This window comes from Trichocoleus sp. Lan (genome assembly GCF_039961855.1).
Lineage (GTDB): Bacteria > Cyanobacteriota > Cyanobacteriia > Cyanobacteriales > FACHB-T130 > FACHB-T130.
Genome location: NZ_JAMPKA010000010.1, coordinates 1 through 23,062, shown reverse-complemented (window position 1 = coordinate 23,062; position 23,062 = coordinate 1). Strand labels below are relative to the sequence as shown.

At 44.9% G+C, this 23,062-nt stretch carries 16 protein-coding genes; 6 read left to right on the top strand and 10 right to left on the bottom strand.

Annotation, left to right across the window (positions count from 1 at the left end; genetic code table 11):
- Positions 1–32: 32 nt before the first annotated feature.
- From glmM to NDA03_RS10800, 5 genes are all read right to left on the bottom strand, one after another.
- On the bottom strand, positions 33–1,496 hold the full coding sequence (gene glmM / locus NDA03_RS10820) for a phosphoglucosamine mutase (protein WP_348238008.1): 1,464 nt from the start codon (positions 1,494–1,496) through the stop codon (positions 33–35).
- Between the two features lie 73 nt (positions 1,497–1,569).
- Positions 1,570–3,543, bottom strand: a complete 1,974-nt coding sequence (locus NDA03_RS10815) for an ATP-binding protein (protein WP_348238007.1) — start codon at positions 3,541–3,543, stop codon at positions 1,570–1,572.
- Between the two features lie 153 nt (positions 3,544–3,696).
- Entirely contained in the window at positions 3,697–3,996 is a 300-nt protein-coding gene (locus NDA03_RS10810; RefSeq protein WP_348238006.1) for a hypothetical protein, read from the bottom strand.
- Between the two features lie 99 nt (positions 3,997–4,095).
- Complete coding sequence (locus NDA03_RS10805; protein WP_190410416.1) at positions 4,096–4,695, bottom strand: DUF3177 family protein; 600 nt, start codon at positions 4,693–4,695, stop codon at positions 4,096–4,098.
- 458 nt (positions 4,696–5,153) lie between these two features.
- A complete protein-coding gene (locus NDA03_RS10800) occupies positions 5,154–5,375 on the bottom strand; it encodes a Calvin cycle protein CP12 (protein WP_190410417.1) in 222 nt (73 codons plus the stop codon).
- Positions 5,376–5,786: 411 nt separating this feature from the next.
- Between NDA03_RS10800 and NDA03_RS10795 the strand changes: the two genes are divergently transcribed.
- Positions 5,787–7,037, top strand: coding sequence for an FIST N-terminal domain-containing protein (locus NDA03_RS10795; protein WP_348238005.1), 1,251 nt, complete (start codon positions 5,787–5,789; stop codon positions 7,035–7,037).
- Positions 7,038–7,153: 116 nt separating this feature from the next.
- Here NDA03_RS10795 and NDA03_RS10790 read toward each other — a convergent pair whose 3' ends face one another.
- From NDA03_RS10790 to NDA03_RS10775, 4 genes are all read right to left on the bottom strand, one after another.
- Positions 7,154–7,963 (bottom strand): acyltransferase, encoded by an 810-nt coding sequence (locus tag NDA03_RS10790; RefSeq protein ID WP_277877459.1) that lies wholly within the window; start codon positions 7,961–7,963, stop codon positions 7,154–7,156.
- A 102-nt stretch (positions 7,964–8,065) separates the two neighbouring features.
- Positions 8,066–8,821 (bottom strand): acyltransferase, encoded by a 756-nt coding sequence (locus NDA03_RS10785; protein WP_190410419.1) that lies wholly within the window; start codon positions 8,819–8,821, stop codon positions 8,066–8,068.
- Between the two features lie 415 nt (positions 8,822–9,236).
- Positions 9,237–9,365 (bottom strand): hypothetical protein, encoded by a 129-nt coding sequence (locus NDA03_RS10780; RefSeq protein WP_277877460.1) that lies wholly within the window; start codon positions 9,363–9,365, stop codon positions 9,237–9,239.
- 141 nt (positions 9,366–9,506) lie between these two features.
- The gene (locus NDA03_RS10775; protein WP_348238004.1) at positions 9,507–10,607 is read right to left on the bottom strand and encodes a metallophosphoesterase; all 1,101 of its coding nucleotides are present in this window, start codon (positions 10,605–10,607) and stop codon (positions 9,507–9,509) included.
- A 283-nt stretch (positions 10,608–10,890) separates the two neighbouring features.
- Between NDA03_RS10775 and trmB the strand changes: the two genes are divergently transcribed.
- Entirely contained in the window at positions 10,891–11,526 is a 636-nt protein-coding gene (gene trmB / locus NDA03_RS10770) for a tRNA (guanosine(46)-N7)-methyltransferase TrmB (RefSeq protein WP_348233298.1), read from the top strand.
- 82 nt (positions 11,527–11,608) lie between these two features.
- Here trmB and NDA03_RS10765 read toward each other — a convergent pair whose 3' ends face one another.
- Positions 11,609–13,219, bottom strand: a complete 1,611-nt coding sequence (locus NDA03_RS10765; protein ID WP_348238003.1) for a phospholipid carrier-dependent glycosyltransferase — start codon at positions 13,217–13,219, stop codon at positions 11,609–11,611.
- 105 nt (positions 13,220–13,324) lie between these two features.
- On the opposite strand from NDA03_RS10765, the gene NDA03_RS10760 reads away from it, so the two are divergent.
- The 4 genes from NDA03_RS10760 to NDA03_RS10745 form a co-directional block, all read left to right on the top strand.
- Positions 13,325–14,764 (top strand): NCS2 family permease, encoded by a 1,440-nt coding sequence (locus NDA03_RS10760; protein WP_348233317.1) that lies wholly within the window; start codon positions 13,325–13,327, stop codon positions 14,762–14,764.
- A 334-nt stretch (positions 14,765–15,098) separates the two neighbouring features.
- Positions 15,099–21,125: an AAA family ATPase gene (locus NDA03_RS10755; RefSeq protein WP_348238002.1), complete on the top strand. Its 6,027-nt coding sequence runs from the start codon at positions 15,099–15,101 to the stop codon at positions 21,123–21,125.
- Positions 21,125–22,693: a response regulator gene (locus NDA03_RS10750; RefSeq protein ID WP_348238001.1), complete on the top strand. Its 1,569-nt coding sequence runs from the start codon at positions 21,125–21,127 to the stop codon at positions 22,691–22,693. Before NDA03_RS10755 ends, NDA03_RS10750 begins: the two co-directional genes overlap by 1 nt.
- Before the next feature lie 246 nt (positions 22,694–22,939).
- Positions 22,940–23,062 (top strand): IS630 transposase-related protein (locus NDA03_RS10745; RefSeq protein WP_348238073.1); only part of this gene is annotated, 123 nt, incomplete at its 3' end.

Sequence of the window (23,062 nt, the reverse complement as noted above, 5' to 3'; positions counted from 1 at the left end):
CATCCACCTATCCACGCATCTCTTTCTCAAAATCACGCCAGATGTTGTTCGACGGCGAGAACCAGCTGTTCTGTCCAGTGATTTGTTAAGTCGGCACTGGCGGCTTCCACCATAACTCGGATGACGGGTTCGGTGCCAGAGGCGCGAACTAAAATTCTTCCTTGGTCTCCCATCGCTGCTTCCGCTTGAGCGATCGCATTTGTCACAGCGTCGCACTCTTGCCAACGCCGTCTCTTTTCGCGGTCTTCCACCCGCACATTCCGCAGCAGCTGCGGATAAGTCTGAAAGCTTCCATCGATCAGTTCCGAGAGGGATTGACCAGTGCTATGCACCAGTGCTGCTATATGTAAAGCGGTTAGCAAGCCATCTCCAGTGAGACTGTAATGGTGGCAGAGGATATGTCCTGATTGCTCGCCGCCCAGCTTTCCTCCAGTCCGGAGCATTTCCGCCTGTACGTACTGATCGCCGACGGCTGTCCTGACAAAAGAACCGCCTAGCTGTTTCCAGGCGCGTTCAAAGCCCAAATTTGCCATGACTGTCGCCACGATCAAATCTCCAGGCAACTGTCCAGCTTGCCTCAGGGTGTTGCCCCAAAAATAGAGAATATAGTCGCCGTCAACGACACGACCTTGGGCATCGACTGCCATGACTCGGTCGGCATCTCCATCAAAAGCAAAGCCTAAGTCGGCACCGTGCTGCTTGACGGCTGACTGGAGGGAACCGAGGTGAGTCGAACCGCAATTTACATTGATGCGATCGCCGTCGGGACGATCGTGCAAGCAGATGACTTCTGCCCCCATCTCTTGAAACACCGCTGGTGCTAGATGAACCGCTGCGCCCCAAGCCAGATCCAGCACGACTCGCAACCCTTTTAGCCCGATCCCTGGTGCGAGCGATCGCTTCAGCAAGTCCAGATAATTTGTCACTAACTCCGGTCGATGATAATGCTGTCCCCAGCTACCATTCAACGTGGCGAAATTCGCCCTTCCTCTTAAAGCCGCTTCAATGTCCTGCTGCAATGCGGGGGGTAGCTTTGTACCATCCGATCCAAAAAACTTGATTCCGTTATCTTCTGGCGGATTGTGGCTAGCAGAGATCATCACCCCGCCTACGGCTTGGGAGGCGCTGGTGAGATGAGCCACGCAGGGAGTCGGGCATAGCCCTAGATTCCACACTTCCAGTCCCGCTGACGTTAAACCAGCGGCAAGCGCCATTGCCAGCATATCGCTAGAGTTTCTAGAATCCTGCCCTAAAATCACCGGCCCTGAGGTGGTTGCCGATGCCCGCAGCACTTGACCTGCCCAAAAGCCCACTTGCAAGGCTAGGGATGCACTCAACAATTCTCCAGCTTTTCCGCGAATGCCATCGGTGCCAAACAGGGGAGTCGTTGGCAACGCGAGGAAACTGGAAGCAGGATTATTACCAATCCGGATGCCTGGTTGCTCTACCTCAGTCACAGGACTGGAGAGCTGAGGACGGCTTGGGGATGAAACCATATTTTTAAACCACTCCAACACACAACACACTTACAGTGGAGGATAGCACCTTCCGGAATAACCCAAACCTCTCTTAGGGTCTGCCGTTGGCTTGCTCTAGCTCAAGGCGGCTGCTGAGTGCGATCGCATTCGGATGTTTGCTGGGCAAGACCAGTGCAAACTCAGTTCCCTTCCCCGGCTGCGAATTCACCTCAATTTTGCCTTGATGCTTTTCCATAATTTGGGCGCAAATTGCCAGTCCTAGCCCGGTACCTTTTCCCGCAGGCTTAGTCGTGAAGAAGGGATCGAACAGTTTGTTTTGAATATCTGGGGGAATACCGAGACCGTTATCTCTAATCCGCACTCGTACAAACCCGGGATTTTCTGTTTCTATTTCCGTCTGAATCAAAATCTGCGGGCTGGTTTGCTGGCTTTGCTCAAGCAAGGCGTCAATTCCATTGCTCAAGATATTCATAAATACTTGGTTAAGTTGTGCTGGATAACACTCAACTAAAGGCAACTCTCCATATTGCTTAGTTACTTCAATGCCGCGTTTAAGGCGATGGTTGAGAATCAATAAAGTGCTGTCAATTCCTTCATGAATGTCAACTGGTTTCATGTCCGCTTCGTCTAAGCGAGAGAAATTTCGCAAAGACAGCACGATTTGACGGATGCGCTCAGTTCCCATCTTCATCGAAGAGAGTATTTTCGGCAAATCATCAGCGACAAAATCTATGTCAAATGCTTGAATTTGAGCTTGGATTTCTGGGGCGCTATTGGGATAATGTTGCTGGTAAAGATCGATCAGCGCGAGTAAATCCTGCGTGTACTCGCTGATGTGGCTCAAGTTGCCGTAGATAAAGTTAACTGGATTATTAATTTCATGGGCAACTCCTGCTACCATTTGACCCAAGCTAGACATTTTTTCCGTTTGAATCAAACGGGCTTGAGTTTGCTGGAGATCGTGTAAAGTGTGGCTGAGTTCACCAGCTTGAGACACTAACTCAGCATTCAGTTCTTGCAAATGAGCACGAACTGCTTCTAGCTGCTGATTTTTTCCCTCTAGTTCTTCAGTCCGTTCTGCTACCCGTCTTTCCAAAGTCTGGCGAGCGAACTCCAATTCTTGAGTATAATTTGCAACTCGTTGAATGAGGGTGTTGAAGGAAATCGCTAATACTCCAACTTCATCTTGAGTAAGGACAGGAGCTTGCAGGTCAAAATTAGCTTCCTCATTCGCTTGAGTCACTACTTTAGTAACTGCTTCAATCGGATGTGCGATCGCGCGACTGGTATAAATGGCGATCGCGGTTGCGATCGCACTCGACAGTAGCATGGCAGCGATCGTAACCTGGGTTCCTACCTTTTCTGCCTCTTCTAGACCCTCATAGGCTTCTTCTTCTGCCTTGTGAGCATTTGTAATTAAGATTTCTACGTCTTCTGAAAAGTTGTCAAACTCAGTAGCTACTTTATTATTCGTAAAAGCGATCAGTACCTGCTGTGCGGCTGAAACATCCTGCGTTTTTAAATTCAACTCATTAATTTTTTTAAGGAGAGATTCTACTTGCTGAAAGTAACTTTCTACCGGATTCTGGTTATTTTGAAGAAATTGCTTCAAATCCCGGCGATTAGTCCTATCTGCTAAAGCTCTGATTTCAGATAGCCGATTCTCAACCTCCGCTTTATGCTCCATGAAATGAGCATAGTGTTCCCTAAATACCTCTGGTTGCGATATTAAAGAAATAAATTGTTGCTGGTGGTTTCGTGCCTCTAGGACGTTAAACCTCAAGTCATTGAAAAGAAGTGTTTCCTTATGTACCCTTTCTAGATTCTCCCTAGATTGATCTTCATAGTAATAATCTCCTACCGTACGTCCTATGGCAGTTCCTACAATCGCCACAGCAAGAGTTAGGGCATATCCAAAACCAATTTTCTTTCGGATACTGAGACGATGGAGCAATCGGTTTGCCCAGTCTGGAGAAGGTTCTGGGGGTCTGAGTTGGCTTTGTGGCTCAGACTTAGCAGCAACGACCCGTTCGTGTGGGGTAAAGCTAGCGTCTGGAGATGGCATAGTCGAAATTCCAGTGGGATACTCAATGATAGTTTTCCCTTAAAAATATTTAATCTAACAATAGATAAATATTAGATTTTGTCTGACCTAAGCCGCTAATGTTTATTTCTTACCTACTTCCTTAGCTTTCGCAAAGCTAAACTAACTGGTCGATTAAACTCCCGCCTCTAACAACAAGGGTTGGATTGTCTCCCAAGTTAATCCTTGCTCTATATAATGGGGAGTTTCGGGATTGTAAGGGGAAAGAACTCTATCAATAGAGATAATCGATGCTTTATCTGGTAGCACCGGCACATCCGGATCGAACGCTGTTGGGCGCATCAAAGAACTAGAATACCCTTTGAAAATGGCAATTTTGTCTTCTTCACCAGCAATTTCAGCCGTAACAACCAGGACTTCATGAGGGCGCTTGGCGGTGTATCGCTCTAGACGCTGCCCAACAGCATTACTCATATTTGATGCGGGGTGTAAAAGGTTAAGGACAAACAATTAAAAAGCCAAAATTAAAAATTAAAAAATCAATATTTTTTAATTTTTAATTTTTAATTGTTTTTACTGTTCCATTGCTGAGCGTCCCTCTTTGCCCAGCCGGATCAAGACAAAATAACTCAAGTAAAGTACATAAATCACCAATCCCACCATCGCCAAAAAGCCTAAAAATCGAGGTGTATAACTGGGATGGAAATACTGTTTGTACATCCTAGGTGCTTCTAACCAAACGTCACAAAATGGTTTCTGGATTGCTCCTGGGGAAAATGCACAAGACAGGAAAGGAAGGAAAGCTAAAGCGCCCAATGTTAAATAAACACTGACAGCCCAACGCCACGCTGTTAGCACTAGCTTTAGAGGACGCAGTGGTTGATCGTCAATTTCATCGTTGATATCTACCCAAAACCAGAGTGATATGGGAATCAACAGGCGGGCAAAGAAAGAAGACACGTAGGAAATAGGCCATCCAGCAATCATCAAGTAAATTGTAATCGCCAGTAGACTAGAAACCCGCCAGTAGATGATTAACAAGCGCACCATTGCATCCGCTTTCTGGATAAAAGCCCAGATCAGCAGAATCAGCGGAATGATAACAGTAAATAGTAGCGCTAGTCGGTAGTCCATCCAAACTAACGGTCGAAACCAGAGGTTGTCATTGTCCATTGGCTGTGTATGGCAGAAAGGGAAATTTTACCCACTCATTTTAACTGTCTAGGTGCGACTGCCACTCAACGAATCTCATTACTCTAATTGTCTGTAACAGCTCCCTACACTTGAGGAAAGGGAAATTTTACCTCTTTCCCTTATCTTTACTTTCCCGCTCCAAAACTGCTTCTCTTTTACTTGTGGGGGCAGGCAGCTTAGATTCGTTTCCCGATTGCTCAGTAGGGGCAGGGAAGCCCCTCCGCTACTTTTTTGGCTTACGCGAGAAGCCGCTTCAGAGCGATCGCATCTGTCGCATCAAAACAAATATCGGTATAGATAGCTACGCAAAACGAAAAAACAAGCAACTCGAACGACTTCAATCAGGTTCTTGTTGCTTGTAAGTGCCAGAAATTTATCCGGTGAATTCGTGCAGCGAAAACCAGCTTGAACTGGCGGCATTTAGCACTCAATTAAGTTTATTCTTCGTAGACCCGGCACTCATCGGCTCCTGGATTAGCGTCACAATACCGCTCCAGAGAATTCTTCGGCTTGGTTTCCCGCTGATGGGATGCTTCTGCTTGCAATTCTTCAACGGCATCCCAGGCAGCCGCACACTCACCGGAACCTGCGCCCTTTGTATCGCACACAGTCCGGGCTTGCTCGCGCTCTTGTTCAATTTGGTCTTGGATGTTGCTCATAATTCTCGTCCCCGTTTCTTGTTTTAATTCAGGAAACCTGGTGAATTTCGACCGTTATCGGTAATCTCCAATCAGGTGTTCTGCTCGCTGACTCTAAGTTTTCAGTCGTTCTTTCTTTGTCATATCAGCAAGTGACAGCACCTGAACAGGATCGATCTTTATCTTTTAAGATTTGGTCGTTTCTGACTCACCGAGGTGCCAGTATACACTTAACCGGCTAATCTATGGTTATCTTCACCATATTAACTAATGTTAAGGCGCTACTGCCACTCGCCAACTCCTCCCCTAGGGTTGAAGTAAGGGACTCTACAACCTGTGCCTTGCGAGTGTTAGGGTAATGATAAGGCTTTGATACCCTGCCAATCCGCCCAAGAGCATTGGCTTACAAAAGCGCATTTTTGTGTAATCCCTATGGCTAAGCAGATCAAGTGGACGAACGCCTTATCAACCCGTCCGTCTTTAGAAGCGGCAGTGGCAGAAGTGGTTGAACGTACGACTCTGGCGTTGCAGGCACCGGCTGACTTGGGGCTGGTGTTCATCTCGTCTGCCTATGCGAGTGAATATTCACGGCTGATGCCATTGTTACAAGAACAACTTAATATCAAAGCGCTGATTGGCTGTGGTGGCGGCGGCATTATTGGCATGAATTCGCAGGACGAAGTGGAAGAAGTCGAACAAGAAGCCGCATTAAGCCTTAGCTTGGCTCATCTTCCTGGAGTCAATGTTCGCGCATTTGAGATTTCTAGTGATGCTCTGCCTGACCTGGATAGCTCACCGGATAATTGGGTTGACCTGATTGGCGTATCACCCGCTGATGAACCCCAGTTCATCTTGTTAGCCGATCCTTTCTCTTCCAAGATTAATGACTTACTTCAAGGACTGGATTTTGCTTATCCAGGCTCGGTGAAAGTGGGGGGACTGGCTAGCACTGGCAGTTTGGGTAACAACACGGGTTTATTTTGTAACTACCAGCTCTACCGCGAAGGAACGGTTGGCGTCGCTTTAAGTGGCAATATTGTACTGGAAACAATTGTGGCACAGGGCTGTCGCCCGATTGGGAAGCCTTATCGAATCACGAAAGGAGAACGGAATATTCTTTTGGAACTGGCTCCCCAAGAGGATAGTGCCGAGGTGAATGACTGTGTCGGAAAGTCTGGGACGCCTCTGGAAATCTTACAGGATTTAATCGAGAATTTGAGCGAGGCAGACCGACAGTTAGCACAGCATTCGCTGTTTGTAGGCTTAGTGCGGGACGAATTTAAGTTAAACCTGGAGCCGGGAGATTTTTTGATCCGCAACTTACTGGGCGTAGATCCTAGAGTGGGGGCGATCGCAATTGGCGATCGCGTCCGCCCCGGTCAGCGCATCCAATTCCACCTCCGAGACGCCCTAACCTCCGCAGAAGACTTAGAACTCCTCCTCCAGCGCTATCAAAAACAGGCACCTAACGATTCTCCATCTGCCGGTGCTTTGATGTTCTCCTGCCTGGGGCGAGGAGAAGGGCTTTATGGGCAGCCTAACTTTGACTCCGAGCTATTTCGTCGCTATCTAAAAGACATCCCCCTGGCGGGTTTCTTCTGTAATGGTGAAATTGGCCCTGTAGGAGGAAGTACCTTCCTGCATGGATACACTTCAGTCTTTGGTATTTGTCGCCAAAAATAAATTGATTACAGTTTGGAAACTTTATACCTCAAGACGGGGAACAGGTAATTCCTGAAAAAACAATTACCGATTACCAGTTCCCAAACTATTTGTTTCACAATTCCGGCACAGTTAGATTAAATGTTGCTGGAATCGGTAAGTTTAAGACCCCCAACTTTTACTAAATTCTCAGCCGTACCATTGCGTTTGGAAACAACCTTAGCCGGTACACCTACAGCAACCGAATAAGGAGGAATATCTTTAGTTACGACTGCGCCTGCACCGATGACACTACCCTTCCCAATCGTGACTCCATCCACGACGGTTACTTTGCTTCCCAGCCAACAATCATCTTCAATCACAATTCCCTTGCAGGTATCACCTTGGCTGACAATCGGACTTGTGGCATCGGCAAAGTTATGATTGCTAGCATAAATGGTGGTATGCGAGGAAATTAAACAGTCTTTGCCAACTTTGATTTGACTGCCAGATAAACAAGTGTATGGACCAACATACGTATTGTTTCCAATTTCAATACAACCTCCGGGCATAACTTTGATATCAACACCACGGTCGAGCCTAACCCGCTTTTTCAGACAAATTTTACTGTTTTGACCACCAGCATATAAATAAATATTTCTGCCTAGGGACACCTCCTCTTCAAGATAAATTCGACTATTCTGGTCGCCGCTTTCTAAGAGAGTTCCCCGAAAAATTTTAACTTTATCTCCAATTTCAATACAACAAGCGCGAATAAACTCAACACCTGGTTGAATCAAAACAGACGTACCTATGCGTCCTAAAATACTCCGGTAAAAAAAGTTTCGCAGTTTTAAACCGATTGATAAGGGGAACCACCCAAAAAATGTAATGAATAAAGATTCTTTCTGACGGTTCCATTGGGAAGGATAACGGTAATTTTGAATGTCCATTGCTGTTTCTGTCAAGTCTGATTTGGGTAATAACAGATATCAAGCGCTCTGTAACAGGAATTGAGTTTTTGCTCAGCAGCAGGAAGGCTATTTAAAATAGCCTTCTCTATTCAATTGTTAAGATTCTGCAACTAAAATTCCCTGTTTTATTTCGCGTTCGCAAACGCTATTTCGCTGAGAAATAACCCTAGCAGGGACACCAACGGCAACTGAGTAAGGGGGAATATCTTTGGTTACAACTGCGCCTGCGCCGATGACGCTTCCCTTCCCAATGGTGACTCCATCGAGGACTTTGACTCCACTGCCTAGCCAACAGTCATCTTCAATCACAATTCCTTTGCAAGTGATACCTTGCTTCCAGATATAAACTGTAGGATCTGCAAAGTTATGATTGTTGGCATAAATTCCTACGTGTGATGCGATTAAACAGAATTTGCCAATTTTGATATGACCTGGGCCACCTAAACAGGTGTAGGGAGAAATATGCGTTCGTTCCCCAATTACAATATTGCAGTTACCTCGTTCGGTAACATTAATATCAACGCCTCGATCGAGGCATACTAAATCTCCCAGAGAAATCTTACTGTTTTCGCCGCTAGCGTTTAGGCGAACGTCTCGAAGAATTTTGACATTGTCTCCAACTTCAATAGAAGAAGCATTCAACAATTCAACTCCACTTTGAATGTATAGAGCTTTACCTACCCGACCTAAAATTGTTGGGTAGAGTAGTCTTCGCAGCATCGTACCCAACGGTCGCCGAATTCCCCCTATTAAGGTAATTAAGAGGAATTCGTTCATCCGCGACCATCGGGAAGGTTCTAAATATTTTTGTGATAAAGGTTGGGATTTTTCCGCACTTATGTTATTAGTCATGGCAAATGCACTCCAAAATCATCCTAAGGAAAACTAACATTTGATGATTTGTAGGAGTAACTATCTCTTGAGCGAAATCAGTACAGCTTCAGCAAGCTTGTCTTTGACTTCAAGCCATCAACCTAAGGCAACGATTAGAGGCAAGATTCTCCAAAAAAGCTGGAGTTGTTGTTAACTTACAGCCATTTCAAAAGTAATACCTGCTCGATACAACAGACTCTTACTCGTGTTAGTTTCAATGCCTCCAAACCCAAGGAAGCTTAGAAGCCTAAGCTATAGGCTTTAAAGATAGTTACTATGAGCAAGCAAAATTTTTATCTATGCTTGCCAAAATCCTGAAAATTTTAGGAAACTAGCTTAGTTTCTTTTCACTGCGATCGCCTAATCGTCTGGCTTCGCCTCTAAACCGCCTTAACTAAGGAGGAGTATCTCCAACTTCAGCCATCACATTAAATTCCACCATCGGTGCAAACAACATGGCACTTCCGCGATGGCTATGACGACTTTCTTCTATCCAGTTTCGTTGGTCTACTACTAAGGTCACGATGTAGAGCGTGGATTTAGAGACTTGTATCTAGACTGAGAATGAGCTTAAGCAATGCTATGGCACTTTAGAGACACTTTACTGAAGGTAAAGATTGAACAGCATCTTACTAAAGATAGATCAAAGAGCTGATGAATTAGGTTATAGAGATAAAGTTGTGTAATTGTCAATGAGGGCGGGGGTGCCATCGGGAGCGATCGCGCCAAATGACTCGAAATAGCGCTTTGCGACTGGGGGGAAGTGGGAGAAATCAAATAAAACATCCCCCTTGGCAACATCTGCCCAGAAATAGCGTAAATTGGGGGCGAGTCCCTCTGCCTCTGTCATCGGGATATTTAAGGGTGGCTCAGTCAGCAACTTGAGCATGAAGGGAAGCGAGCGATCGCCCATCCAATCTCGTGAGAATTGTGGCAGCGTTGGGAAATGAGGGACAGATTCCACCCGATGCGACTCAATCTGCAAGGATTTTTTGCCTTGGTTATCGGTGCGGAAGTTCAAGATCCGGTAGGGATGAGGATAGCTAACCAGAGAACCTGTGGTGATCTCATAAACACCGCGATCGCAAGCAATATCCTGAATATGCAAATGCCCTGTAAAAATTAGATTTACCCCCGCCTCGCGGAGCATTTGCAGCAGCACTGGCGCATTCTCTAACATATACCGACGCCCTAGCTGGTGGGTGGATTGTCCGGGTAGATGCTCGACGACGTTGTGATGCACCATCACCATCACTAACTCATCATCAACCTCTTTGAGATGTTGTTGCAGCCATGCCAACTGAGCATCATCCAAACGCCCTATCTGTTTCCCGCGATCGCTAAAATTATTGGAATTCAGCCCAATTAAACGCACTCCGGGTAGAATTTGAGTCGTGTAATACAGTTGCTCCGGATGCTCGTAGCCAAACTGTTGGTAATAGCGGGGAAACTCTTGGAGTCCAATGGCGCTATCAGTAGGGAGTAAACTGGGTACATCATGATTCCCCGGCACCACGTAGACGGGAAAAGGGAGCTTCAAGAGGCGTTTTTGCAGCCAAGCATGATTTTCTGGTTCCCCATCCTGCGTTAAGTCTCCTGGTATCAACAGAAAATCTAAGTTAAGTTGTTCCAGATGTCTCAGTACAATCTCCAATGCTGGGATGCTGACTTCTACCATGTGAAAACGGCTGGGATGATCCGTAATCGTGTCAGGAAGTGCAATGTGTAAGTCGCTGATGACAGCAAAACGAAAATTGAGACTCATAGCGCCAACGCAAAAATGGATGAGGGAATGTGATAATAGCAATCCCCGTCGATCATAACCTTTGGTACATTCTCTTCCGCACGCGAAGCAGTTAGTGCGCCAAGTTCGCATCAAAACCTAACCCCCAACCTCCTTCCCTACCAGGAAAGGGAGCGAAATGCGCTCTGGAGGCTAAAATATGCCTGTTTCTTCTCCTTGTAGGAGAGAGTTAGGGAGAGGGAAAAACTTTGTGTTGAATGATATTAGTTACTAAATCGCTAACATCCAAAAAAGGAGTTTCATATTGTCACCCGTCCGAGTTCGCCAACACGTTAATCCACTTTCCGCCAAGTATCAAACGCCGGTAAATCCTCCCGACTGGCAGACTATTTATGTCGATCCGACAAAGCCGCTGCATTTAGATATTGGGTGTGCTAAGGGGCGGTTTTTATTGAAAATGGCGACGGTAGAACCCGATTGGAATTATCTGGGTTTGGAAATTCGAGAAACCTTAGTAGAAGAAGCCAATGAATGGAAACAGCAGGCGCAATTAGAAAATCTTCACTACTTATTTTGTAATGCCAATAACTCATTAAATCCTATTTTGAGTTCTTTGCCAGTCGGCACCTTGCAGCGCGTCACCATTCAATTTCCCGATCCGTGGTTTAAAAATCGACACGCCAAACGCCGCGTGGTGCAGCCAGAAATGCTCGAAGTTTTGGCAAAGTACCTGGTTACTGGAGGAGTGGTTTTTGTTCAGTCAGATGTTGAGGCGATCGCAGTGGAAATGCGCGATCGCTTCTCTTCTTCCCCAGCTTTCCAAAGACAGGGAGGTGACGTTTGGTTAGACACGAATCCCCTGCCAGTGCCAACTGAACGCGAAATCACTACTCTTTCTCGCGGCGAACCCGTTTATCGCTCTTTATTTATCAGAATTTGAATTTTGAGGGTTGAGTTTTTAATGATTAGAAAAAGAGAGCATTTTCAAACTCATTACTCAACCCTAAACCTTTCAGACTTTCCTAAATCCAATTCGGCACCCACTGGCGTAACCAAGGTGGCACAGACCGAATATTGAAGCGCGGTATCAAGATTTGATAATCTCTGGGAGATAAGGGCAAACCTAAATAGATTGGCATCCAGAACACAAAAGCTGCCAAAATCGCAAAAATTACCGTCAGTGCGATCGCTCTTAATTCACGCGCCGGACTTTGCAGCCACCTATCAACAATCCAGGCAAGCGCCAACCCCGCAAACACAGACGCTCCCATGTAATGGTACAAAAACGTGCAGCGAGTTACCCGCACCCAAGGCAGCACATTCGCCAACCAGTTTAGAACCAAGTACAAGGCAATCCAAGTTGAAACGCTTGGAGTAAATTTCCACCCTTTCCCAGTCAAAAAGTATTGAGCTAGCAAAAACAGCAGCAGTAAAATTGCCGCCGTTGAAAGAATCCACAGCACTGGATTCCCCATCGCGTGCACATCGTAAATCACGTTACCTACCCCTTTCGGTAAAGGCGGAAGTGCGGGTACCGTCGTATTCGTATTTTGAGCCGTTTGGTAAAAGTACGCCACCGGGCGCAGCATCAACAGCCAGGTATACCATCTAGAGCAGTAAGGATGAATTTTCGGCCCATCACCCACTCGTTGATGGTATGCCAGAATTTGTCTTTGCACCTCCCAAAATCCAAATTCTGGGTTGAGTTGAATGTGAGGAATCCAAATAACGGCGTAAAAAAGGAATGGGATGATTGCTAAATTCACTAAAATGTGCAGTAAATTTAGCTGCGTCAGGTTTTGTAACGGGGTCAGAGTCAGGGCTGAGGAGCTAGGATTTAGGACTGAGGACTGAGGGCTGAGGACTGAGGAGTCAGGAGCCAGGACTGAGGAATTAGGAAAAAATCGCCTCTGCTCCTCCGATCCTTGACTCCCAGGTTCTCCGGTTTTTTTGCTCGCTTTGTCGGATGCCTGTTGCACCCATTGCATCGCCCAGGCAAAACCCCACATAAAGTAGGCACCTAACAGAAACCACAAGCCATTCCACTTGATAGCCACTGACGCCCCGAAAAAAATACCGGCTAGCGCTAGCCAAAACCAGCGTCGCATCGCTTGATTCGCGAGACTTAATAAGAAAAACCACTGCCCCAGCAGTCCAAAAATAACCAGATAAACGTTATTCAGGGCATAGCGCGACTCTACCAGAAATAAACCATCGGCGGCAGCAAAGATAGCAGCGATTAACGCATAGCTGCGCCGATAAGTGAGTTGATAGGCGATTCCCCCCAGCACTAGGGGAATAAATGAGCCAGTCAGCGCATTTAGCCAACGGTAACTCCAAGGCGAATGTAGAGAACCCGTCAGCCCGTTCATCGTATCTTTCCCGAAGGGTAAGCGATCGCCTATCCACATCCCCACAGCGATGATGTACTTGCTCAAAGGGGGATGCCCATCAAAAAAGGGAGTCCGGGTTAAATAGTTGTTGGCAAACTTTGCATAGTAAACTTCATCAAACACTAAAGTATTAAATCGTTCCAGCCCCCAAAAACGCAGGGCAAGCGAAACCAAGAATACGCCAGCCATTCCAATCCAGAACCACCGTTGGCTGATAGAACGTTTGTTAAACAAGAACATAAAAACCTGCTCAAACGCTTCAAGGCATTTCCAAACTGTGTAGCATCATCCCAAAAATTTCTCAATAAAACTTTACTCTGAGTAGAGTGCGTGTCAGACAAAAAAATGAACAAGGATGAGTTGAGCAAAACTGAAGTCGTTGCCAGTCAAGGATCTTCGCCCCCGCCGACCGGGTGGCAGGGTGCGATCGCGCGATTTTTTAAATTTGAGGAATTCCACACCAACTTTCGCACCGAAGTGTTGGCAGGCGTGACCACGTTTATGACAATGGCATATATTCTGGCAGTCAATCCGGGAATTTTGTCAAATGCCATTTTTCTGGAAAAACCGCAAGATTTATTTGGGGAGTTGGCGATCGCAACCGCGATTTCCAGCGCCATTGCGACCTTGATGATGGGATTAACGGCTAATTATCCGTTTGCCTTGGCACCGGGAATGGGACTCAATGCCTTTTTTGCCTTTTCTGTCGTTTTGGCACTGAAAATTGATTGGCGAGTTGCCCTCAGCGCCGTTTTGATCGAGGGGCTAATTTTCATTGCTTTGACCCTATCAAGTATTCGCAGCCAAATTATCCGCGCCATTCCTGAATGCCTCAAACAAGCGACAGCGGCGGGAATTGGTTTATTTATCGCTTATATTGGCTTGGCTGGCGATCCGAAAACGGGGGGTGCGGGGATTATTGTGGCGAACCCCGTCACGAAAACCGCCTTGGGAAACTTGCAACAGCCGCAAACACTGGTAGCGATCGCGGGGATTCTCATCACCTTTGCTTTTGTCGCTCGCCGTGTCAAAGGAGCGCTATTATGGGGAATTCTCGCGACTGCCTTGTTGGGATGGATTCTTCGCATTACACCCCCGCCCTCTGGAATTATCGCACTTCCCCAGTGGCCAGGAGCTTTGCTCGGTCAAGCTTTTCAGGGGTTGAGTCAGATTAACCAAACCAACATCTGGAATTTGATCGCTGTCACCTTTGTCTTTCTGTTCATCGATCTCTTCGACACCATCGGCACTCTCGCCGGTGTTGGCATCCAGGCAGGCTACATTGATGAAAATGGGGAACTGCCCCGCGCAAGTGAAGCGCTGATGGCAGACGCCGTGGGAACTACGGTAGGGGCAATTCTGGGAACTTCCACCGTCACCACCTATATCGAGTCAGCCGCTGGCGTCTCGGAAGGAGGACGCACCGGGTTTACTGCCGTTGTCGTCGCCGCCTTATTTACTCTGTCAATATTTTTTATCCCTTTGTTGGCAGCAATTCCCGCCTTTGCTACAGCACCCGCACTGCTCGTTGTTGGCGTCTTGATGGCAGGAAATGTCCGTCTAATTCGTTGGGACGATCCTGCCGAATCAATTCCCTCTTTTTTGACGATTCTCCTGATGCCTTTGACTTACTCAATTGCCGAAGGTTTATCAATTGGGTTTATGACTTATCCACTGGTAAAAACGTTTCAAGGAAAAGCGCACGAAGTCAGTTTAGCTGTGTGGATTTTAGCTGGAGTATTTGTACTGAGATTTGTATTTATGGCGGTAAACTCTGCTACGTAAAGTAACGACTTAGAAGCGAGCAGAAACTCCATTTCTAAATCCTTTTACCAAAAAATTGCTTTTTTAAACCACAAAGGCACTCAGACACCAAGATGAAGAACTTCGTGTTTCCTGAGTGTCTGAGTAGCTTTGTGGTTCATCTTATCCAATCCCTTGCGTCATCAAGCTGGGTAGTGTGGAAATACTAACTTGTATGTCTGAATATTGAGCTTTATTTAGGATTCGAGAATTTGTAGGGGGGTTTGGGAACGATAAATCGACTGGCGAATTATCCTTATTTTTAGGGATTCCCATAAATTTATTCCCAATTAACGCTACCCACACTCTTATAAAAATGATTCTTCCCCTTCCCGGTTACGAACTCGTTGAAGCCCTACATGAAGGCACCGATACCGTTATTTATCGTGCTTCTAGGCAGTTGGATAAAACACCAACGATCGTTAAAGCGATCAAAGCCGAGTATCCCACCTTAGAAGAGCTGACCCGGCTAAAACATGAATATAAAATTTTAGAAATGCTAGTAGATATAGAAGGAGTTGTCAAGCCCCTAGCTTTAGAAAATTATCAGAATGGTCTAACACTTATCTTGTCAGATTTTGGGGCAATCTCGCTAAAAAATTATATTAGCGATCGCTCTTTAGACTTAAGCGAATTTTTAAACATAGCCATTCAGCTAGCATCCACACTTGCTCAACTGCATTTAGCCCAAATTATTCATAAAGATATTAAACCTCAAAATATCATCATTAATCCAGAGACAAAGCAAGTTAAAATAATCGACTTTAGCATTGCTTCTCGTCTAGAAAGAGAAAACCAAACCCTTGGCAACCCCACCTTACTCGAAGGCACTCTCGCCTATATGTCACCGGAACAAACCGGGAGAATGAATCGGTCGCTTGACTACCGCACCGACTTCTATTCTCTAGGTGTTACCTTTTATGAAATGCTCACAGGTGAATTGCCTTTTAATGCTACCGAACCTCTGGAATTGGTACACAGCCATATTGCTAAAATGCCACTTCCACCTCATCAACTAAATTCGGAAATTCCAGAGGCAATTTCCAATATTGTAATGAAATTGTTAGCTAAAAATGCTGAAGACCGCTATCAAAGTGCAGATGGCTTAAAGTTTGACCTAGAAATCTGTCTAATGAAGCTACAGACTACCGGAACGATTTCTGACTTTATTTCCGGCAGTGCTGACAAGGCAGGTCAACTACTGATTCCTCAAAAGCTTTATGGTCGTGAGGCGGAAGTTACTACCCTGTTAAATACCTTTGAGCGCGTCTCCGATGGTACTGGGGAAATGATGCTTGTTTCTGGTTATTCCGGCATTGGCAAAACTGTTTTAGTTAATGAAGTTCACAAACCCATTGTTCGACAACGGGGATATTTTATTACCGGAAAATTTGACCAGTTTAAGCGCAATATTCCTTATGCTTCCTTGATTCAAGCATTCCAATCCTTAACTCAACAACTTCTAACCGAAGGCGAAGCAGAAATTCAACTTTGGAGAGAGAAACTCTTAGGTGCTTTAGGCGTTAACGGGCAAATAATCGTTGATGTAATTCCCGAAGTTGAACTGATTATCGGCAAACAATCACCCGTAGCAGAACTAGGGGCGACTGAAGCTCAAAATCGTTTCAGCCGTGTATTTAAACAATTTATTGGCGTATTTACAACTGTTGAACATCCCCTAGTTATCTTCCTTGATGACTTGCAGTGGGCGGATTCAGCATCGCTGAAATTGCTCGAACTGCTAATGATAGATACCGATAACAAGTATTTATTGCTGATTGGGGCATATCGAGATAACGAAGTTTTCCCCACGCATCCAACAATTCAAACGATTGACAAGATCCGCAAAACTGGGGCGGCAGTAAATGATATTGTCCTTCAACCCTTAAAACTGGTTTATGTCGAAGAATTAATTGCCGATACTTTAAATGAATCAGTAGAGACGCGAAATTTAGCCTCTCTACTTTTCAACAAAACTCAGGGAAATCCTTTCTTCTTAAATCAACTGCTCAAAACCCTTTATCAAGAAGATTTATTGACTTATGATTTATATTCTAGAACATGGCGCTGGAATATTAAGCAAATTCAAGCGATCGGCATCACCGATTATAATGTTGTCGAACTGATCGCTAGAAATATTCGCAAGCTGCATTCAGACACCCAGAAAGTGTTAAAACTGGCTGCTTGTATTGGCAACACTTTTAATTTAGAAGTTTTGAGCGTTATCAATGAAGAATCCTCCTTGGTTACAGCGGCACAGTTGTGGTCAGCGCTTCAGGCTGGTTTAATTTTACCTTTGAGCAATGAGTACAAAATTCCGTTGGTATTTAGTCAAGAAGAATCTGGGGAATTTACTTTAAGTGATGTCAAAGTTGACTACAAGTTTTTACATGACAGAGTGCAGCAAGCTGCCTATTCTTTGATTCCAGATGAAGAGAAGAAAGCAACACACTTGAGGATTGGTCAATTACTGCTACACTCCACAACGCCAGAAGAACGAAAAGAAAATATCTTCGCTTTAGTTAACCAACTCAATTACGGTACTGACTTACTAAAAACTGAAGCAAAAAAATATGAACTAGCCCAACTCAACCTGATTGCCGGTCAGAGAGCCAAAGCAGCTACAGCGTATGACTCGGCTGTTAAATACTTGCAAGTAGGTTTGGGACTGTTGGCAGATTCTAGTTGGGAGAGTCAGTATGACCTAACATTAGCGCTGCATACCGAAGCAGCAGAAGCAGCATACTTAAGCGGTGACTTTGCTCAAATGCAGAGATTGGCTGAAATCGTGCAAAACTGCGCCAAAACGCTATTGGACAAAGTGAAGATATCCGAAGTCCAGATTCAAGCTTATATGGGGCAGAACAAGCTGCTGGAAGCACTGAATACGGGGCTGCAAGTCTTAAAGCATTTGGGGGTAGAGCTTCCTGACTCGCCAAACCCGTCTGATATTGGGCAGGCGCTGGGGGAAACTGCGGCAATTTTGAGCGGAAAGCGAACTGAGGAATTAATCGATCTCCCTGAAATGACCGATCCTCATCAACTAGCAGCGATAAGGATTCTGTCAAGTATATTTTCTGCTTGCTATTCTGCGATGCCCTCACTGGTGCCTTTAACAGTATGTAAACAGGTCGATTTATCCGTTCAATATGGCAATGCTTCTGTGTCTCCCTTTGCATATGCCGTATATAGTCTTCTTCTTTGCGGGGCTGTAGGAGATATTGAAGGGGGTTATGAATTCGGTCAATTAGCTTTGCGTTTAGTATCTAAGTTAAATGCTAAAGAAATCGAGGCCAAGACGTGCCACTTGGTCTATGCTGCCGTTCAACATTGGAAGGAACACGTCAGGAATATTCTAGAACTTTTCCTGTCAACTTTCTCTAGCGGGTTGGAAACCGGAGATTTAGAATATGCTGGCTATGCCATCATGGTGTGGAGTCATTACTCGTTTTTTGTTGGCAAGGAACTAATGCAACTCGAACGAGAGATAGCAACTTACACCGATGCCCTTCATAAAATTAGCCAAAAAACAGCACTTAATAATACAAAAATTTGTTGGCAAGCCGTCTTAAACATGATGGGAATAACCCAAAATGTATACCAGTTAAAGGGGGAAGCCTATGACGAAGATAAAATGCTATCCCTATATCAGCAAACCAACAACCAACTAGCAATTCATTACTTATACTTGCACAAGCTTGCGCTTAGTTATGTTTTTGAAAATTACGCGGAAGCCTTAAAAACTATTCCTCAGATAGAAAGTTCTTTCGGTTCGTCTACAGGACAGCTAACGGTTGTTATCTTCTATTTCTATGATTCTTTAGTACGGCTAGCTGTATATTCTGATTCACAGTCTGAACAACAGGATATTCTTAATCGAGTACAAGCTAATCAAGAAAAAATGCAAAAATGGGCGCATCATGCCCCAATCAATCATCTGCACAAATTCTATCTAGTAGAGGCAGAGCGGCTTCGGATTTTAGGCGGAAAAATAGAAGCGATGGAGATGTACGATCGGGCGATCGCACTCGCTAAAGAAAACGAGTATATCAACGAAGAAGCATTGGCTCACGAACTAGCTGCTAAATTCTATCTGTCATGGGGTAAAGAAACTATTGCTCAAACTTACATGACAAATGCCTACTACGCTTATATGCGCTGGGGAGCAACAGCCAAAGTTGAGGATTTAGCAAAACACTACTCCCAATTACTCGCCTCTGTCCTTAACCAAAAATTGAGCAAAAAGACAGGCACTACGATTAAACAGACGCGCCAGAAAACCATTAGTTCTAGCACTTCCGGTGTTTCAGAGGTTCTAGATTTGGCAACAGTGATGAAAGCATCCCAAGCGATTTCTAGCGAAATTGTGCTAGCCAACTTGCTCGATAAGTTGATGAAAATTTTGATAGAGAATGCTGGTGCAGAAACTGGAGCGTTGATTTTATCAAGAGACGGTCAATTCTTCCTAGAAGCATTGGGGACTAAAGATGAGATCCAAGTGCTGGAATCCCAGGCACAATTAACCAGTCAGCAGTTGCCTATTTCGGTACTGAATTATGTTTCTAGAACCCAAAAAGATGTTGTTTTAAATGATGCCAGCCACGAGCAAATCTTTAACGCCGATCCCTACATTAGCCAACATCAACCCAAGTCACTGCTCTGTACTCCGATTCTCAATCAAGGTAAGCTCGCTGCTATACTTTATCTAGAAAATAATCTGGTTGTGGGAGCTTTCACTCAGCAACGGGTGCAAGTATTGCGGATGTTATCGGGACAGGCTGCGATCGCTCTAGAGAATGCACGACTCTATGCTCATTTAGAATCTGCCAACCAACAACTAGAAGAATACAGCAATACTCTGGCGGCGAAAGTAGAAGAGCGAACGCTGGAGTTACAGGAAAAGAATGTCCATTTACAAAAAGCCCAGGAAATCGCTCAATCAGCCAACCGCGCCAAGAGTGATTTTCTTGCCAACATGAGCCATGAATTGCGAACACCGCTCAATGGCATTTTAGGTTATGCTCAAATCCTCAAACGGGGCAAAAATTTAACCGATTTGCAAAAAGAAGGTTTAGGTATTATTCACCAGTGCGGTGACCATCTGCTAAACCTGATTAATGATATTTTAGACCTTTCCAAAATTGAAGCTAGGAAAATGGAACTCCACCCAACAGATTTTCATTTTCCAGAGTTTCTAGAAGGCATTGCCGAAATCTGTAACATCCGTGCCGAACAAAAAGGCATTTCTTTAATTTACGAGCAGATTACTCAACTTCCCACAGGTGTTAGGGCTGACGAGAAACGATTGCGGCAAGCTTTGCTAAACTTACTCGGCAATGCTGTCAAATTTACTGAAACTGGAGGCGTGGCTTTTAAAGTCGGCTATTACAAAGGCAAAATCCGGTTCCATGTGGAAGATTCAGGCGTTGGCATGGCACCAGAGCAATTAGAAGAGATATTTTTGCCGTTTCAGCAGGTGGGAGAAAACCATCGCAAATCTGAGGGAACCGGATTAGGATTGGCAATTACCCGCCAATTAGTTCAGATGATGGGTGGCGAAATTCAAGTCCAAAGTATTTTAGGAAAAGGCAGTATTTTCTTCTTTGATTTAGATTTGCCTGAAGTTTTTCAATATGCTGAAAGTGTCAAACAAGATCAAAAAAATATCGTAGGATTTAAAGGCTATAAGCGGAAAATCCTCGTAGCAGACGATAAGCGAGAAAATCGCTCAATTTTGCTCAAGATGCTATTGCCTTTAGGGTTTGAAATTTTGGAAGCGATAGATGGCAAAGACTGCCTGAAGAAGGCGGCTGAATTTAATCCCGATTGCATCTTAATGGACTTGATGATGCCTGAAATGAATGGCTTTGAAACGACTCGGCGTATTAGGCGATCGCCCGAACTAAAAGATGTGATAGTGATTGGAACTTCTGCCAGCGTTTTTGATTTCGATCAGAACAAAAGTAAGGAAGCAGGCTGCAATGATTTTTTACCCAAGCCAATCCGAATACCAGAGCTTTTAGAAAAGTTACGACTTCACTTAGGGCTGGAGTGGGTTTATGAAGAAAACGAAAATCAACTAGAAAAAGACGATAAAGAAGAAAATTATCAGCCCAAAAACCGAAGCAATCAGCATTCATTAGCTACTCCATCAGCAGAGGAAATTGCAGCTTTATTTGATTTAGCAATGAAGGGAGATCTCAAAAGCATTGTAGAGCGAAGCGATCAACTAGAAGAATTAGATATTAAATATGCACCTTTTTCAGGCGAATTGCGTCAATTAGCTAAAAGCTTTCAAGTTAAAAAGATCCGCGAATTTTTAAGGGCTGTAGGAAAAAATTAATGAATCCTTCAAATATTGAAAATGGGGTAATTTTAATCGTTGATGACAACCCTACAAATTTAGGAGTGTTGTTCGATTTTTTAGTGAATTCAGGCTTTCAAGTATTGGTAGCGCAGGATGGCGAGGATGCAATTGCTCAGGTTGATTATTCCCCGCCCGATCTGATTTTATTAGACGTACTCATGCCCGGTATAGATGGGTTTGAAACTTGTCAGCAATTGAAAGCGAAGGAATCAACGAAAGACATCCCCGTAATTTTTATGACAGCGCTTTCTGAGACTGTGGATAAAATCCGGGGATTGAATCTTGGGGCGGTTGATTACATTACTAAGCCGCTTCAACATGAAGAAGTTTTATCCCGAGTCAAAATCCATTTAAGCTTGCGAAATCTGACTAAAAGATTGCAGAAACAAAATGTGCATCTGGAACAGGAGATTGAAGAGCGAACTAAGGCAGAGAAAGCACTTTTAAAACTTACATCTGAGTTAGAAGGGCGGGTAAAAGAAAGGACGGCTGAACTTTTCCTATCCAATCAGCTGTTGACCCAATCAAATCAGCATCTGCAACAGGAGATCCAAGAGCGCATCTCTACTGAAGCAGCCTTGCAAGAATCAGAAGCACGCTATCGAGAACAAGCGCATCAGCTTAAACTTTCCTTCCGCCAACTTCAAGAAACTCAAAGCCAACTGGTTCATAGTGAAAAAATGTCTAGTTTGGGGCAACTGGTAGCGGGTGTCGCCCATGAAATTAACAATCCCGTTAACTTCATCTATGGGAATCTTACTCACGCCCATCACTATAGCCAAGATTTGCTCGACCTCTTGAGCCTCTATATGAAGTACACTCCTGCACCGCCACCTGAAATTAAGGAACACGCTGAGGCAATAGATTTAGAATTTTTAATTGAAGACCTGCCCAAATTGCTGAGTTCGATGAAAGTTGGATCTGACCGCATCCGCGAGATTATTTTGTCGTTGCGGATTTTTTCCCGCATGGATGAAACCCAAATGAAGCCTGTGGATATTCATGCTGGGCTAGATAGCACGCTGCTGATTTTGCATAGTCGGTTCAAAGATAGCGCTAACCATCCAGGTATTCAACTTGTCAAAGAATATGGCAATCTGCCTCTGGTGGAGTGTTATGCAGGTCAACTCAACCAGGTGTTTATGAATCTACTGGCGAATGCAATTGACGCTTTGGAGGAGTATGACAAAAAGCGATCGCCTGAGGAGATTTTCTTTTGCCGCAGCACGATTCGGATTCGTACCGAAGTAACTGACAATGAGTTTGTGACGATTTGGATTGGGGATACTGGCCCCGGTATGGCAGAGGAAGTACGCGCTCGCCTATTCGATCCCTTCTTTACGACGAAAGCAGAGGGTAGAGGTACGGGTTTGGGATTATCGATTAGCTACCAGATTGTAGTCAACAAACATGGTGGTCAGATGACGTGTATTTCAGCACCAGGACAGGGGGCGGAGTTCATGATTAAAATTCCAATTCGCTCGTGCCCTCCAGAATTAGGTTGCCAATGCGTCATTTTGGAAGAAAGCGGAAATTCGGTCTAATATCAGAACCCGTCAGGTGTCAACTTAAGATTGGCTTAGCGGTTGAAACCACCGCGATACAGACAAAACCTGCCTTCTCCGGTTCAAAACTTATGATTCCATGAGTCCCCGCAAGCCGGACTTAGTTTATTTAGCCGTGGCTTCCAGTCGCTAGGGCTTCAGTAAAACTAGCAGTATAGCAACCGCCAAGATAGTTAGGACGTAGAGTAGAGAGCACCTATTGTCCTGAAGTTATTCAAGCTGCTCATGGCAAACTCCTATAGTTATGACCTGCGTCAGAAGGTGATCCAAGCGATCGAGTTAGACGGCATGAAGAAAAGTGAAGCCGCACAGGTGTTCCAAATTAGTCGCAATACGATTGACCTATGG

Excerpts from the sequence above, each read along its gene's own strand:
- NDA03_RS10815 (WP_348238007.1), bottom strand. The coding sequence starts at position 3,543 with ATGCCATCTCCAGACGCTAGCTTTACCCCACACGAACGGGTCGTTGCT.
- NDA03_RS10760 (WP_348233317.1), top strand. The coding sequence starts at position 13,325 with ATGAACAAGGATGAGTTGAGCAAAACTGAAGTCGTTGCCAGTCAAGGA.
- NDA03_RS10750 (WP_348238001.1), top strand. The coding sequence starts at position 21,125 with ATGAATCCTTCAAATATTGAAAATGGGGTAATTTTAATCGTTGATGAC.
- glmM (WP_348238008.1), bottom strand. The coding sequence starts at position 1,496 with ATGGTTTCATCCCCAAGCCGTCCTCAGCTCTCCAGTCCTGTGACTGAG.
- NDA03_RS10775 (WP_348238004.1), bottom strand. The coding sequence starts at position 10,607 with ATGAGTCTCAATTTTCGTTTTGCTGTCATCAGCGACTTACACATTGCA.
- NDA03_RS10795 (WP_348238005.1), top strand. The coding sequence starts at position 5,787 with ATGGCTAAGCAGATCAAGTGGACGAACGCCTTATCAACCCGTCCGTCT.
- NDA03_RS10765 (WP_348238003.1), bottom strand. The coding sequence starts at position 13,219 with ATGTTCTTGTTTAACAAACGTTCTATCAGCCAACGGTGGTTCTGGATT.
- NDA03_RS10805 (WP_190410416.1), bottom strand. The coding sequence starts at position 4,695 with ATGGACAATGACAACCTCTGGTTTCGACCGTTAGTTTGGATGGACTAC.
- NDA03_RS10755 (WP_348238002.1), top strand. The coding sequence starts at position 15,099 with ATGATTCTTCCCCTTCCCGGTTACGAACTCGTTGAAGCCCTACATGAA.
- NDA03_RS10785 (WP_190410419.1), bottom strand. The coding sequence starts at position 8,821 with ATGACTAATAACATAAGTGCGGAAAAATCCCAACCTTTATCACAAAAA.
- NDA03_RS10800 (WP_190410417.1), bottom strand. The coding sequence starts at position 5,375 with ATGAGCAACATCCAAGACCAAATTGAACAAGAGCGCGAGCAAGCCCGG.
- NDA03_RS10810 (WP_348238006.1), bottom strand. The coding sequence starts at position 3,996 with ATGAGTAATGCTGTTGGGCAGCGTCTAGAGCGATACACCGCCAAGCGC.